General features: G+C 74.5%; 13 protein-coding genes. 4 read left to right on the top strand and 9 right to left on the bottom strand.

Translation table 11 applies throughout. From position 1 onward, the window contains the following. Positions 1–12: 12 nt before the first annotated feature. Positions 13–2,139 (bottom strand): DNA gyrase/topoisomerase IV subunit B, encoded by a 2,127-nt coding sequence (locus HL663_RS11910; RefSeq protein WP_173028587.1) that lies wholly within the window; start codon positions 2,137–2,139, stop codon positions 13–15. 236 nt (positions 2,140–2,375) lie between these two features. On the opposite strand from HL663_RS11910, the gene HL663_RS11905 reads away from it, so the two are divergent. Both HL663_RS11905 and HL663_RS11900 read left to right on the top strand, forming a co-directional pair. Beyond that, positions 2,376–2,588, top strand: a complete 213-nt coding sequence (locus HL663_RS11905; protein ID WP_173028586.1) for a DUF7455 domain-containing protein — start codon at positions 2,376–2,378, stop codon at positions 2,586–2,588. Between the two features lie 33 nt (positions 2,589–2,621). Next, entirely contained in the window at positions 2,622–3,104 is a 483-nt protein-coding gene (locus HL663_RS11900; protein ID WP_173028585.1) for a DUF456 domain-containing protein, read from the top strand. A gap of 35 nt (positions 3,105–3,139) precedes the next feature. Here the strand turns inward: HL663_RS11900 and HL663_RS11895 are convergent, their stop codons facing one another. From HL663_RS11895 to HL663_RS11870, 6 genes are all read right to left on the bottom strand, one after another. Further along, the gene (locus tag HL663_RS11895) at positions 3,140–3,517 is read right to left on the bottom strand and encodes an SCO2097 family morphological protein (protein WP_173028584.1); all 378 of its coding nucleotides are present in this window, start codon (positions 3,515–3,517) and stop codon (positions 3,140–3,142) included. Positions 3,518–3,579: 62 nt separating this feature from the next. After that, on the bottom strand, positions 3,580–4,878 hold the full coding sequence (gene dinB, locus HL663_RS11890; RefSeq protein WP_173028583.1) for a DNA polymerase IV: 1,299 nt from the start codon (positions 4,876–4,878) through the stop codon (positions 3,580–3,582). 182 nt (positions 4,879–5,060) lie between these two features. Continuing rightward, positions 5,061–5,834 carry a methyltransferase domain-containing protein gene (locus tag HL663_RS11885; RefSeq protein ID WP_173028582.1) on the bottom strand — a complete coding sequence of 258 codons (774 nt, stop codon included), beginning with the start codon at positions 5,832–5,834 and terminating at the stop codon, positions 5,061–5,063. A 45-nt stretch (positions 5,835–5,879) separates the two neighbouring features. After that, entirely contained in the window at positions 5,880–9,710 is a 3,831-nt protein-coding gene (locus HL663_RS11880) for a DNA polymerase III subunit alpha (RefSeq protein WP_173030140.1), read from the bottom strand. A gap of 59 nt (positions 9,711–9,769) precedes the next feature. Continuing rightward, positions 9,770–10,183: an SAV_6107 family HEPN domain-containing protein gene (locus HL663_RS11875; protein ID WP_173028581.1), complete on the bottom strand. Its 414-nt coding sequence runs from the start codon at positions 10,181–10,183 to the stop codon at positions 9,770–9,772. A gap of 14 nt (positions 10,184–10,197) precedes the next feature. Continuing rightward, positions 10,198–10,473 carry a DUF6504 family protein gene (locus HL663_RS11870; protein ID WP_173028580.1) on the bottom strand — a complete coding sequence of 92 codons (276 nt, stop codon included), beginning with the start codon at positions 10,471–10,473 and terminating at the stop codon, positions 10,198–10,200. A gap of 207 nt (positions 10,474–10,680) precedes the next feature. Between HL663_RS11870 and HL663_RS11865 the strand changes: the two genes are divergently transcribed. Next, entirely contained in the window at positions 10,681–11,220 is a 540-nt protein-coding gene (locus HL663_RS11865; RefSeq protein WP_173028579.1) for a YbaK/EbsC family protein, read from the top strand. Positions 11,221–11,528: 308 nt separating this feature from the next. Here the strand turns inward: HL663_RS11865 and HL663_RS11860 are convergent, their stop codons facing one another. Continuing rightward, complete coding sequence (locus HL663_RS11860; RefSeq protein WP_173028578.1) at positions 11,529–11,939, bottom strand: MmcQ/YjbR family DNA-binding protein; 411 nt, start codon at positions 11,937–11,939, stop codon at positions 11,529–11,531. 273 nt (positions 11,940–12,212) lie between these two features. Here HL663_RS11860 and HL663_RS11855 point away from each other — a divergent pair, with 273 nt between their 5' ends. Beyond that, a complete protein-coding gene (locus HL663_RS11855) occupies positions 12,213–12,860 on the top strand; it encodes a leucine-rich repeat domain-containing protein (RefSeq protein WP_173028577.1) in 648 nt (215 codons plus the stop codon). A gap of 271 nt (positions 12,861–13,131) precedes the next feature. Here HL663_RS11855 and HL663_RS11850 read toward each other — a convergent pair whose 3' ends face one another. Then, positions 13,132–14,037, bottom strand: a complete 906-nt coding sequence (locus tag HL663_RS11850) for a methylenetetrahydrofolate reductase (RefSeq protein ID WP_173028576.1) — start codon at positions 14,035–14,037, stop codon at positions 13,132–13,134. Between the last annotated feature and the right edge of the window lie 35 nt (positions 14,038–14,072).

Genomic DNA, 14,072 nt, shown 5'->3' with positions numbered 1-14,072 from the left:
GGGCCGGGCCGCTCAGGCGTCGATGCGCTCGCGGTCGAGCGCGCCGGCGCTCTCGATGATGAAGTCCTTGCGCGGGCCGACCTCGCCGCCCATGAGCAGCTCGAAGACCTTGCCGGCGGTGTCGAGGTCGCCGAGGGTCACCTTGCGCAGGGTGCGGTGCGCGGGGTCCATCGTCGTCTCGGCCAGCTGGTCGGCGTCCATCTCGCCGAGGCCCTTGTAGCGCTGCAGCGGCTTGGTCTTCTTCCCGCGCTTGGTCAGGGTCGCCATCGTCCGGCGCATCTCGGCCTCGGAGTAGGTGTAGATGACCTCGTTGGCCTTGCTGCCCGGGTTGACGACCTCGATGCGGTGCAGCGGCGGCACCGCGGCGTAGACCCGACCGGCCTCGACGAGCGGGCGCATGTAGCGGAAGAAGAGGGTGAGCAGGAGTGTCCGGATGTGGGCGCCGTCGACGTCGGCGTCGGTCATGATGATGACCTTGCCGTAGCGCGCCGACTCGAGGTCGAAGGTGCGCCCGGAGCCGGCGCCGATGACCTGGATGATCGAGGCGCACTCGGCGTTGCCGAGCATGTCGGTGACCGAGGCCTTCTGGACGTTGAGGATCTTGCCGCGGATCGGCAGCAGGGCCTGGTGGTCGCTGCTGCGGGCCAGCTTCGCCGTGCCGAGCGCGCTGTCGCCCTCGACGATGAACAGCTCGGTGTGCTCGGGGTCGCTGCTGCGGCAGTCGGCGAGCTTCGCCGGGAGCGACGAGGACTCGAGCGCGGTCTTGCGGCGCTGCGTCTCCTTGTGCATCCGCGCGCTGATCCGCGACTTCATCTCGGCGACGACCTTCTCGAGGAGGGTCGCGGCCTGCTGCTTGACCGGGCGCTTGGTCTCGAGGAGGAGCGCGGTCAGCTCGCGCTCGACGACGCGGGAGACGATCTGGCGGACGGCGGCGGTGCCCAGGACCTCCTTGGTCTGGCCCTCGAACTGCGGCTCGGCCAGGCGCACGGTGACGACGGCGGTGAGGCCGGCGAGTGCGTCGTCCTTCTCGAGCTTGTCGGAGCCGGCCTTGAGCCGGCGGGCGTTGGCCTCGACCTGCTTGCGCAGCACCTTGAGCAGCGACTGCTCGAAGCCGGCGACGTGGGTGCCGCCCTTGGGGGTGGCGATGATGTTGACGAACGAGCGCAGCGTCGTGTCGTAGCCGGTGCCCCAGCGCACCGCGACGTCGACGGCGCACTCGCGCTCGACCTCGGTCGGGGTCATGTGGCCCGCGGCGTCGAGGACCGGCACGGTCTCGGTGAAGGAGCCGGTGCCCTGCAGGCGCCACACGTCGGTGACCGGGGCGTCGGCCGCGAGGTACTCGCAGAACTCGGAGATGCCGCCGTCGTGGAGGAAGACCTCCTCGGTGGGCTCCTCGCCGCGCTCGTCGCGCACGACGATCGTCAGCCCGGGCACGAGGAAGGAGGTCTGGCGCGCGCGGCCGAGCAGGCCCTCGAGGTCGAGTCCGGCCTCCTGGAGGAAGATCTGCCGGTCGGCCCAGTACCGCACCCGGGTGCCGGTGACGCCGCGCTTGGCCCGCCCGATGACCTCGAGGTCGCTCGTGCGGGTGTAGGGCGTGAACTCGTGCTCGGGGTCCTTGCGGCCCTGGGCGCCGGCCACGTCGGAGAAGACGCCCGGCTCGCCGCGGCGAAAGCTCATCGCGTAGGTCTTGCCGCCGCGGTCGACCTCGACGTCGAGGCGCGAGGAGAGGGCGTTGACGACCGAGGCGCCGACGCCGTGCAGGCCACCGGAGGCGGTGTACGAGCCGCCGCCGAACTTGCCGCCGGCGTGCAGGCGCGTGTAGACGAGCTCGACGCCGGTCAGGCCGGTGCGGGGCTCGATGTCGACGGGGACGCCGCGGCCGTTGTCGCGGACCTCGACCGACCCGTCGTGGTGGAGCGTCACCTCGACGCGGTCGCAGAAGCCGCCGAGGGCCTCGTCGACGGCGTTGTCGATGATCTCCCAGAGGCAGTGCATGAGGCCGCGGGAGTCGGTGGACCCGATGTACATGCCGGGACGCTTGCGCACCGCCTCGAGGCCCTCGAGGACCTGGAGGTGGTGGGCGGTGTACTCGGTCGCGGACTTGCTCGTCGCGGTCTTCTTGGCAGCGGTCGCAGGCACCTACGGAGCGTATCCGCCGCCCCCGACGGCCCCCGACAGGCGCACCGGCCCGCCCGGTGCCGTCGCGGCGGCGGGGTCGGTCGAAAGGTCACGATCTCGACACCGGCCGGTCAGATGCTCACCCCCTGCGCCGTGGGAAGGATCTGGCGTGCTTGACTGTTGCAACGCCTGCCGATCCGCACAGGGTCGGTGGACCGAACACCTAGCACTGACCCGGACGAGCCGAGGAGGCCGACGTGAACGCCGCACTGGCACCCACCCTGACCGCCGCGGACCGGTGCGACCGCTGCGGGGCCCAGGCGTACATCCGCGCCCGTCTCCACGCCGGCGGAGAGCTCCTGTTCTGCGCCCACCACGGCCGTGAGCACGTGCCGGCCCTGGCCGACAAGGCCGACATCATCGACGAGAGCGAGCGGCTGACCGAGCGTCAGCCCGTCGTCGGCGACTGACCCCGAGGCACACCCCTCACCGTGGACGCGCCGGTGGATGACATCTGGCTCGTCCTGCCCCCGCTCCTCATCCTGCTCGGGCTCGTCGGGATCGTCGTCCCGGCGCTGCCCGGCACCCTCCTCGTCATCGCCGGCATCGCCGTCTGGGCGGTGACGACGCACACGCCGACGGCGTGGGTCCTCCTGGCCTTCGCCGTCGTCGTCGCGGTCGCCGGGCGGGTGCTGCAGTACCTCGTGCCCGGGCGCCGGATGAAGGCCCAGGGCGTGCGCACCTCGACCCTCGCGCTGGCCCTCGTGCTCGCGGTCGTCGGGTTCTTCGTCATCCCGGTCATCGGGGCGCTCATCGGCTTCGTCCTCGGCGTCTGGCTCGTCGAGTCGGGCCGGGGCGCCTCACGGGCGCAGGCGTGGTCGCGCACCAAGCACGCCGTCGTGGCCGTCGCCCAGAGCATGGGCATCGAGCTCGCGGCGGCGCTCGTCGTCGCCGGGCTCTACGTCCTCGGGCTGCTGCTCACCTGAGCCGCAGCCCGCTGGGCGTCATCTGCTGGTCTGCGTCACCAGTTGTTCTGGCGGCGCTCCCATCGCTCGTCGAGCCGGTCGATGAGGGAGCTCTTGCGGCGCCCGCGGCTCTTGGCCTGCTGGACCCCGCCGGTGTCGGTGACGACGCCGAGGTGGGCCTTGCGGGGCGGGGTGACGGCGTAGGCGACGGAGGCGACCATGAGGGCGAAGCCGACGGCCCCGACCCACATCGTCGTGTTGACCCCCACGAGGACGAGCCCGAGCCCGGCGACCAGACCGAGGACCCCGAGGATCCACCGTCGTCGCTGGAGTGACCCGCCGCCCTTCATGCTGGAGGCGAACTTCGGGTCCTCGGCGGCGAGCGCCTGTTCCATCTGCTCGAGCATCTTCTGCTCGTGGTCGGAGAGGGGCACAGATCCTCCCTGGTCGGCCCGCGGCGCCGCGACGACGCCCCCGGGGGTGTAGCTCTGGGTCCTCAGGATATGTCGCGCGGTCCTCCCACGGAAGCGGATGGACGAGGTTGCACACCAGACGGACGAGGTTGGTCCTCAGGACGCGGGGTCCGGACGAGGCTGGCCGGCCGGACCACCCCCGACCCGAACCGCGCGCGGGCCCGGTCGACCGCCCGGTCGGCGTCCCGCCAGCCGTGCTCGGGCTCGCCGAGCACCCCCTGCAGAGGCGCCTCCGACGCCGGGACCAGGCCCGACAGCCGCACCCCGACGAGCCGGATCCGGGCCCGCTGGAGGCCGAGGGCGTCGAAGAGCCCGACCGCCGTCGCGTGCAGCGTGCGCCCGCTGTCGGTCGGCTCGCGCAGCGTCCGGGACCGGGTGATCGTCGTGAAGTCGCTGAACCTCACCTTGAGGGTGACGGTTCGGCCCGTGAGGCCGGCGGCCCGGGCGCGCGCCGCCGTGCGGTCGCCGAGGCCGAGCAGGCGCCGTCGGATCTCGGTGGCGTCGTCGATGTCGGCCTCGAAGGTCTCGTCGCTGCCGATGCTCTTCTCGCGCTGCTCGCGCTCGACCGGCCGGGGGTCACGGCCCCACGCGAGCTCGTGGAGGTGGCGCCCGGTGGCGGTGCCGAGCCCGCGCTCGAGCGTCGCGAGCGGCGTGTGGGCGATGTCGGCGACGGTGTGCAGGCCGAGCCGGGTCAGGGCCTCCTCGGTCCGGTCGCCGACCCCCCAGAGGGCCGCGACGGGCAGCTGCTGGACGAACGGCACGACCTCGTCGCGCGGGACGACGAGCATCCCGTCCGGCTTGGCCAGCCCGGAGGCGAGCTTGGCGACGAACTTGCTCGGGCCGACCCCGACCGAGCAGGTGATGCCCTGCTCGTCGTGGACGGTGTCGCGGACCAGCTGGGCGATCGTCGCCGGGCTGCCGAGGCGGCGCAACGCCCCCGAGACGTCGAGGAAGGCCTCGTCGAGCGAGAGCGGCTCGAGGTGCGGCGTCACCGACCGGAAGGTCTCCATCACCCCGGCCGAGATCGTCGCGTAGAGGTCGTGGTCCGGGCGCAGCACCGTGGCCTGCGGGCAGAGCCGCCGCGCCCGCGACATCGGCATCGCCGCGGCGACCCCGAACCGGCGCGCCTCGTAGGTCGCCGAGAGGACGACACCGCGGGTGCCGCCCCCGATGATGACCGGGGTGCCGACGAGCTCGGGGTGGGCGAGCAGGCTCGCGGACGCGTAGAAGGCGTCCATGTCGACGTGCAGGACGGTGCAGCCGGTGTCGTCCGGCGGGGTGTCGGCGAGCCGCTCGGGCAGCGCGAACTGGCGCCGGCTCACGGGGCGCTCCCCCGGTGATCGCGCCCCATCCCGGCCGGGGTGCCAGCGATGGCCCCACCCGCGGTGGCGGAGTGGGGGTGATCACCCCCGGTCCGACGCCACGAGCCCCGCCACGAGGTGGGTCGGGAGGCGGCCGCGGGCAGCGCGAACTGCCGCCGGCTCACGGGGCGCTCCCCCGGTGCTCAGCCCCGGGTCGCGAGGACGTGCAGGGCGCTGCCGAGGCTGCCGAGCAGCGGGTGGCCGGTGTCGGTCGCCGCGGCCTCCTCGAGGGCGGCCAGGGTGGTGCGGTCGGCCTCGGAGTCCAGGAGCGCGGAGGGCACGAGGTCGGCGAAGACCCGCACGCCCTGGACGTGGACCGGGGTGAGCCCGTGCGCCTCGACGAGCGCGACGACGGCGGCCTCGTCGAACCGCCGCGGCGCGGGGTCGTCCTCGCCCCAGCGCCCGTCGGGTCGCTCGAGGACCGCGCGGGCCCGGTCGAGCCGGCCGGCGAGGGCGTTGGTGAGGACGGCGTGCAGCCGCTGGGCGACGACGAGGCTGAACGTCCCACCCGGGGCGAGGAGGCCGGCCGCCGCGCCGACCGCGGCCGCGGGGTCGTCGACGACCTCGAGGGTGCCGTGGAGGCAGACGAGGTCGAAGGGGTCGTCGGCGCCGACGAGGGAGCCGACGGTGTCGGCGTCGCCCTGCAGCGCCCGGACCCGCTCCTGGACGCCGCGCTCGCTCGCGCGCCGGCGCAGCGAGAAGAGGGCGTCCGGGCTGGGGTCGACGACGGTGAGCTCGTGGCCGGCGACGGCGAGGGGCACGGCGGTGCCGCCGGTGCCGCCCCCGAGGTCGAGGACCCGCAGCGGCCGCCCGAGGGCCGCCGCGCGCTGCTCGGCGTGGGCGTCGAGGACGCGCTGGACCGCCGTCGTCCGCGACCCGCTCGCGGGGCCGGGCCGCCGGCCGCGGTCGTCGGACACGGTGGGTCTCCTCCGGGGCGGTGGGGCGCTGGTGCGGTGCCCACCCTAGTGTCCCGAGCTGCCGGGGCTCGCGTGCCACAGCTTGCGCGACGGCAGCGCCGGGGCCGCGGCCGCCGCCGGGACGACCTGCCCCGGGGGCGTGACCGTGACCGGGCGGGGCAGGCCCCCCGGGTGGTCGAGGACCGGCACCCCGCGGCCGGCCCGGGGGTCGGCGCCCGCGGGCTTGATGTCGGCGTACGGCGACTGGCGGAAGCCGGAGGCGTGGACGAGGACCCGGCGCCCGGAGCGCTCGGCGGCCTCGCGGGCGGCGTGCTCGGCGGCCTCGGCCCGGGCGACCGCCTCGGCCTCCCCCGCCGCGACGGCGGCCCGCACGGCCTCGAGCCCGCCGAGCTGCCAGGCGTCCCAGAGCGCCGCGAGCTCCCAGGCACCGGTGGCCCGGATCGACACGCCGCGCTCCCCCGTGCGGCGCAGCACCCCGCGGACGAGGAGCAGCCACGAGTGGAAGACGACCCCGGAGTAGGGGCCCTGGACGTCCTCGAAGAAGGTGCAGTCCGAGGGTCCGGTGCCGTCGTCGAGGGTGAGGAAGACCACGCGCCGGCCGGAGCGGACCGGCGGCGTCTGGGTCGCGACCTTGACCCCCGCGACCCAGACCTCCGAGCGGCTCCGGGAGCCGACGAGGTCGCGGCTGCGGGTGACCCCGAGGGCCTCGAGCAGGGGCTCGTAGAAGCTGACGACGTGGCTCGAGACGTCGAGGCCGAGGACGTCGAGCTCGGCGCGGACCCGCTCGGCCCCCGTCATCTCGGGCAGTCCCGCCCCGGCGACAAGGCGCGGGCGGTCGCCGAGGTCGAGGGTCAGCTGGGTCGGCTGCTCGGCGGCGGGCACGACCTCGCGGGCGGCCCGGCTCTGGGCGGCGGCGCGCAGCCGGACGTCGACCCCGCCCGCCTCGACCTCGGCCGCCGCGGAGGTCGGCAGGGCCCGCCGGGTGGTGCGCGCCCCGCGGGAGCGGGCGGTGCCGCGGTCCCAGCGGTCGAGCTCGGCGACGTGGAGGAGCAGGTCGCGGCGGGTGACCCGGCCGCGCCGCCCGAGGCCGCCCCCGGTGGCGGTGCCGTGGAGGGAGTCGAAGGCGCCGGCGAGGACGAGCCGCTCGGTGACCGGCCGGCTGACCCGCGCCCGGGCCCAGAAGTCACCGAGGTCGGCGTAGGGCTGGCCGGCGACGACCCGCGCGACCTCGGCCTCGCTGATGCCCTTGACGTCGGCGAGCGAGAGCCGGATGCCGTACGGCTGCGGGTCCTGCTTCCAGCCCGGGCCCGCTGCGCCCGCCTCGTCCGGCCCGAGGACCCGCTCGATGCGGTAGACCTCGCGCGAGGCGTTGACGTCGAGGCCGAGGACGGGGATGCCGAAGGAGCGGGCGTCGTCGAGGAGCAGCCGCTTGGGGTACATCCCCGGGTCGTGGGTGAGGATGCCGGAGAGGAAGGCCGCCGGGTGGTGGGTCTTCAGCCACGCCGAGTGGTAGGTCGGCAGCGCGAAGGCCGCGGCGTGCGCCTTGCAGAACCCGAAGGACGCGAACGACTTCAGCACCTCCCAGATCCGGTCGCGGTCCTCGGCCGCGTAGCCGCGCGCGGCCGCCGCGGGGCGCCACCACGCCTCGACCTCCTGCTGGCCGTGCGGGGTGCCCATCGAGCGGCGGACCTCGTCGGCCTGGGCCAGGCTCACCCCGGTCGTCTCGGCGACGATGAGGAGCACCTGCTCGTGGAAGACGACGACGCCCTCGGTCTCCGCGAGCGCCGGGACGAGGCTCGGGTGGAGGAAGCGCGTCTCGCGCCAGCCGTGCCGGGACTCCAGGAACGGCGTGATCATGTCGGACTTGACCGGGCCGGGCCGGAAGAGCGAGATGTCGACGATGAGGTCGTCGAACGCGGTGGGCCCGAGCTTGCCGACGAGCTCGCGCTGGCCGGGGCTCTCGATCTGGAACATCCCGAGGGTGCGGGTGGTGCGGATGAGCTCGAAGGTGTCGGGGTCGTCGAGCGGCACCTGCGCCTCGTCGTCGAGGTCGATGCGCTCGCCGGTGACCCGCTGCACCTCGGCGACGGCGTGCGCCATCGAGGACTGCATCCGGATGCCGAGGACGTCGAGCTTGAGGAAGCCGAGGGTCTCGACGTCGTCCTTGTCGAGCTGGCTCATCGGGAAGCCGAGCCACGAGGCCTCGACGGGCGTGCGGTCGAGCATCCCGGCGTTGGACAGCACGACCCCGCACGGGTGCAGCGCGATGTGCCGGGGCAGGCCGTCGAGGGACTCGACGAGGTCGAAGAACTGCGCCAGCCGCGGGGAGTCCAGGCCGCGGCTGCGCAGCTCGGGCAGGTCGGCGATGGCGTGCCGAGCGTCCTTGGCGCGCACGTGCGGGAAGGCCTTGGCGATCTCGTCGACCTCGAGCGGGGGCATCCCGAGCGCGGCGCCGACGTCGCGGACGGCGTGGCGGACCTTGTAGGTGTCCATCATCGAGACGCACGTGACGCGCTCGCCGCCGAAGCGCTCGAGGACGGCCTCGTAGATCTCGGTGCGGCGGGCCGACTCGACGTCGACGTCGATGTCCGGCAGCTCGGCGCGCAGCGGGGAGCAGAACCGCTCCATGAGCAGCCGGTGGCGGATCGGGTCGACCCCGCTGATGCCGAGGAGGTGGTTGACGAGGCTGCCGGCGCCCGAGCCGCGGGCCGCGACGCGCACGCCACGGGCGCGGACGAGGTCGGTGACCTCGGCGACGGTGAGGAAGTACGTGGGGTAGCCGAGCGAGCGGACGACGGTGAGCTCGGCGTCGAGCCGGTCGAGGACGACCTGCCGCTCGGCGTCGGTCGCGTCGGGGTAGCGCCACCCGACCGCGGCCCGGCACTTCTGCGCGAGGACGTCCATCGGGTCGGTGCCGGGCTCGATGCCGAGGACCTCGGGCTCGGGCAGGTGGACCGCGCCGATGCCGAGGTCGTCGCGGGCGTCCTGGACGCACTCGGCGGCCACCCGCGCGGTCATCGCGAGGAGGCGCTGCGCGCGGGAGGTGTCGCCGCCGGTGACGACCAGGGCGCGCGCGTGCATGTCGGCGGTGCTCGCGAGGTGGCCGGCGTCGGTGACCCGGTCGAGGTGGCGGGAGTCGAGGACGACGAGCCGGCGCGCGGCGTCGAGGACGTCGACGGTGCGCACCTGCCCGGGCTCGGCGTGCCGGACGGCGGCGCTGAGGACCGCCGTCACCCCCGCGGCGTCGGCGAGGGCGAGCATCCGGCCGGCGTGCGACCGGCAGCCCGGCGTGCCCTCGGGGCCGCCGTGCAGGACGACCTCGACGGCGAGGCCGTCGCGCGGCAGGAGCGCGCGCCAGCGGGCGAGGAGGTCGCGGGCGTGCTCGCGCTGCCCGGCGAGGACGGCCCGCCCGACGTCGGAGTCGGGGCCGAGGAGGACGACGAGGCGCGCCGGGGCGGCGGCGTCGTCACCGCCCGGGGCCGTCCACCGGGCGAGGAGGGCCGGGGTGGTGACCGGGACGCCGCGCTCGCCGCGCAGGTGGGTCTCGGTGACGAGCCGGCAGAGGGAGGCCCAGCCGGCCGCGGCCGCCGCTCCCCCGCCGCCGCCCCGGCCGAGGACGGTGACCCGGGGCCGGCGCGGGTCGACGATCGCGCCGCCGCGGACCGGGGTGCGCGCCCGTCGCACGGGCGGGGCCGGCAGGAGGTCCTCGACGGCGAGGTCGACCCCGAGGACGGGGTCGACGCCCGCCGCGCCGCACGCCTGGGCGAACCGGACCGCGCCGTAGAGCCCGTCGCGGTCGGTCAGCGCGAGCGTGCCCTGGCCGAGGTCGACGGCACGGGCGACGAGGTCGTCGGGCTGCGAGGCGCCGTAGCGCATCGAGTACCCGGAGGCGACGTGGAGGTGGGCGAACCCGTCGGTGGAGGGCACGGCGGGGCTCAGGCGGAGCGGACGGGGGCCAGCCGCCGGGTGGTGTGGGCCGCGGGGACGCCGAGGCGGGTCGCGACGAGGTCGAGGAGGACCTCGGCGTCGCGCAGGAGGTCGTCGGCCTCGCGGGCGGTGACGCGGACCAGGCCGGTCTCGACCCCGACCCGCTGCCCGGTCACGGCGGCGAAGCGCTCGGCCCACTCGGTGAGCTCGGGCGCGCAGCGGGCGACGAGCGCCCAGACGTCGTGCGGCCCGGCGCCGGGGGCCTCGGGGGCCGGCCGGGACGCGACGAGCGCGGCGGCGGCCCGCAGCGCGGCGAGCGAGGCCTCGAGGTAGCGGGTGGAGGCCCGGCCCGCGACGCAGGCGGCGGCGAGCGAGGCGCGGGAGCGTTCGAGGAGGTCGAGGGTGGTGGCGGCGTGGGGCATCGGTCTCGTCCGTCTCAGTCGTGGGCCCGCAGGAGGAGCCAGTGGTCGTCGTCGCGGCCGAGGTCGAAGACCCCGACCGGACCGGACGGCGGGTGGGCCTCGACCCGCCACACCCGTCGCTCGGTCGCGGTGGCCGCACCGTCCTCCCCCACCTCGCGCCACCAGGGGCGCCGTTCCTGCCAGGCGTCGAGGACGGCGCACACGGTGTAGCGCCGCCCGCGCCAGACGAAGGAGCGCGGGGCCGGGTCGGCCCCCGCCACCTCGAGCGGGTCGTCGTGACGACGCACCATGAGGCACCTCCGGACGGGCAGGACCGATCGCCCGGCGACCTCGCGGGGCCGGTGGACCGGTGGGGGATGTTCGAACGCGTGTTCGACCTGATGACCACTGTAGACCCCCCGTCCGACATCCCGTCAAGCGACGGCGGGACCCGTCCGGACCCCTCCGGGACGCCGCACCACCTCCCGCCGCGGGGCCCGCGTCACTACGCTGCGGCCATGTCGCCCGAGCCCGCCGGCGTCGCCCCGCAGGAACCCCCTGCCGAGCGCGACCTCACCACCCACCGCCGCGTCGCGGGGGTGCTCGAGACCCTCGCCCTGCACCACGTCCGCCCCGAGCTGCGCCAGCTGCCCGGGGCGGTCCGCACCGCGCAGGCCGCCGCCGACGCGCTCGGGGTCTCCCCCGCCGAGATCGCCAACAGCCTGATCTTCGCCGCGCTCGGCGCCGACGGCTCCCGCACGCCGCTGCTCGTCCTCGCCTCGGGCGGGCACCGCGTCGACACCGCGAAGGTCGCGAGCCTCCTCGAGCTCGACGCCCTCGAGCGGGCCGACCCCGACTTCGTCCGTGAGCACACCGGGATGGCCATCGGCGGCGTCGCGCCCGTCGGGCACCCGCAGCGGCTGCGGACGGTCATCGACGTCACCCTCGGGCGCTACGACCGGGTCTGGGCGGCCGCCGGGCACAGCCACGCCGTCTTCGCGACGACGTACGACGAGCTGATCCGGATCACCGGCGGCCAGGCGATGGACGTCGCCTGAGGGGCTGACCGGCTCAGAACATCCGCGTCGTCACGGTGACGACGCGGACAGCGGCTCGTGGCGGGGATACGTCCGCGTCCTGCGCCGATTTCCCCGCCATCACCGTGATGACGACGCCCAGCGGGTTCCCCAGCGGCGCAACGACTCTGCACATCGTGCCCACGCCGGAGACGTGATGCCGGCCCACGGCCCTGGCAGAAGCCCCCTCTTTACGGCGCCATGGCCCAGGTCCCGCTGGCGACCAACCGGTGTCACGAACGGCGCCGAGCAGGCGAGAGGCCGCGTCCCTCCGGACGGACCGCGCGACGTCATCGATCCAGCTGGCGCCCGAGCTTCGCGGGTGCGCAGTACCGGTAGCTCTCGATCACGAGCTCGGCGACCTCGTCCCAGTCGGTGTCGTCGTCGAGCACCATGCCGACGATGGTGGGCGACCATGGCGGCTTGTAGAACGGCGGCCCCATGTGGGTCAGGGCGTGAAGTTCCTCGCCGGCTGACCGGAAGGTCAGCACCGTGGTCGGTCGGGTCACCCCGGTCAGGTCGCGGTATGTGGACAGGTAGCCCTCCTGCGACACGGCAGCGTGGGCGAAGGTCTTGTTCCGGACCCGCCATCTCACCCCCGTCCAGGCGTCCTCCTCGTAGGCATCAGGAAGCGCCAAGACCGTGTCCGCGACCCTGGCAACCACGGCAGCGGAGGGCTCGATGCGCGATCGCTCCGGCACGCTCCGAGTCTGTCAGCGCCCTCTGACACGTCCTCGCATCGCTCGCGGTGGTGGCGTGCGTCCCGGGAAGGTCTTCGACCAACTGCCACGTGGACGACGACAACGTGGGCGTCTGGTGCGGCCAAGTGGAGCGGGTCGCAGTCCGTCACAGGCGCTGACTCAGCTTGGCTTGGCGCCTGTACGTCGTCACCGTGACGGACCGGGCGTTCACGGGTTTCGGGCTCTTTCCTGACCGCCGGGCCGCCGTGGGCTCCCCGTGGCACGATCACCACCATGCCGGGCCGCCGCGAACTACCAGTGCCGATCTGGCGTGACGGCGGAAGCCTGTGGCTGGAGCACACGGCCCTGACGGAGGCGGACCTGGAGTGGCTCCGCCCGGTACGCCGGCTCACTGCATGGGCTGTGCAGTTCCCACCGGGGCTACTTGCCCAGCTCCCCGACCTCGAGCTGCTGGATCTGCGCGGGGGCTCCGGCGCCCACATTGAGCAGAACCGCGGCTGCGGCGCGTTGCGCGTGCTCGTCGTGAATCAGATCCGGGGCGTCACCGACGTCTCCGCCGTGGCGTCTCTCCCAGCGCTGCAGCTGCTCTCCCTCTACGGTCTTCCGCGCGTGACACAGCTGCCCTCGGTCGCACACCTGCCCGAACTGGCGCGCGTCGAGCTCGGATCCATGAAAGGGCTCGACGGGCTCGCGCCGTTGCTGGAGGCACCCAGTCTTCGGGAACTGCTCCTCGTTCGTGCGGTGCGCCTCACTGACGTTGACCCGACGGCGATTCGTGACCACCCGACTCTGGAGCGCTTCGACTGGTTCGCCGAGGATGTCCCGGTCAAGACCTGGATGCCGGTCCGCGAGACAGTCGGCAAGCCCACGGTCAAGGTGATGCACGTAGGCGATTGGCTCGACCAACACGGCACCCGCTAGCGCTGCCAGTCACCTGCACCTATCGCTTTGCGACTTCCAGCTGGCCGCTGAGGCCAATGGGCCGGTCAACGAATCCCTCGCTCCGGGCGCCTGATAGGCGGCGGAAGGACGCACTTCCGCCGCCAGCACCTCGGATCGGCCCGCGGTCGGCGTCCGGAGGATGCGGGGCCACTCCCCCGGTGTCCCGGCCGGTGGCACCGGGGTCCTTGCGCGATGACGTGGCAGCTGCCCGGGCATCCGGCAGGTCCTGCGGCGGACCGGCCCCAGCACCTCAGAGGCCGAGGGCCTCGTGCACCTCGAGCGTGGCGGTCGAGCGGTTCATCGTGATGAAGTGCAGCCCCGGCGCGCCCTCGTCGAGCAGGCGGCGCCCGATCTCGACGGCGATCTCGACCCCGGCCGCGCGCACGGCCGCGGGGTCGTCCTTGACGACCTCGAGCCGCTCGACGACGCCGGGCGGCAGGGGCGTGCCCATGAGCTCGCTCATCCGCTGGATCTGCCGGTAGCTCGTCACCGGCATGAGCCCGGGAGTCACCGGCAGGTCGCGGCGGGCGGCGACCCGGTCGCGCAGCCGCAGCCACGTGGCGGGGTCGAAGACCATCTGGGTGATGGCGAACTCGGCGCCGGCGTCGGCCTTGCGGACGAGCACCTCGACGTCGTGGTCGAGGTCGGGGCTGTCGGGGTGGACGTCGGGGAAGGCCGCGACCCCGAGCGTGAAGTCACCGAGCCCGCGGACGAGGCGGACGAGGTCCTCGGCGTGGTCGAGGCCGTCCGGGTGGCTGCTCCACTCCCCACGGACGTCGCCGGGCGGGTCGCCGCGCAGGGCGAGGACGTTGCGGACGCCGGAGGCCGCGTACTGCCCGACGACGCGGCGCAGGTCGGCGACCGACTGGTCGACGCACGTGAGGTGCGCGAGCGGGGTGAGCGAGGTCTCGTCGGCGATCCGGCCGGTGACCCGCACGGTGCGGTCCTGGCTGGTGCCGCCGGCGCCGTAGGTGACGGACACGAAGGCCGGTCGCACACGCTCCAGTCGACGGATCGCGTCCCAGAGGAGGACCTCGGCGGCGTCGTCCTTCGGCGGGAAGAACTCGAAGCTCACCGCCGGCCGGTCCGCCCGCAGGCGCGCCGGGATGGACGCGACGAGGTGCTCGGGGCGGCCGCCCCCGCCGAAGTGGGCCATGGCGGCGAGGGTACGCGAGGGCCGACACCGTAGGC

Source organism: Arthrobacter sp. NEB 688 (assembly GCF_013201035.1).
Taxonomy (GTDB): Bacteria; Actinomycetota; Actinomycetes; order Actinomycetales; family Dermatophilaceae; genus Phycicoccus.
The sequence above is the reverse complement of the archived record's forward strand: the minus strand, read 5'-3'. Positions and strand labels throughout refer to the sequence as shown.

Excerpts from the sequence above, each read along its gene's own strand:
- HL663_RS11850 (WP_173028576.1), bottom strand. The coding sequence starts at position 14,037 with ATGGCCCACTTCGGCGGGGGCGGCCGCCCCGAGCACCTCGTCGCGTCC.
- HL663_RS11865 (WP_173028579.1), top strand. The coding sequence starts at position 10,681 with ATGTCGCCCGAGCCCGCCGGCGTCGCCCCGCAGGAACCCCCTGCCGAG.
- HL663_RS11870 (WP_173028580.1), bottom strand. The coding sequence starts at position 10,473 with ATGGTGCGTCGTCACGACGACCCGCTCGAGGTGGCGGGGGCCGACCCG.
- HL663_RS11875 (WP_173028581.1), bottom strand. The coding sequence starts at position 10,183 with ATGCCCCACGCCGCCACCACCCTCGACCTCCTCGAACGCTCCCGCGCC.
- HL663_RS11880 (WP_173030140.1), bottom strand. The coding sequence starts at position 9,710 with ATGCGCTACGGCGCCTCGCAGCCCGACGACCTCGTCGCCCGTGCCGTC.
- HL663_RS11855 (WP_173028577.1), top strand. The coding sequence starts at position 12,213 with ATGCCGGGCCGCCGCGAACTACCAGTGCCGATCTGGCGTGACGGCGGA.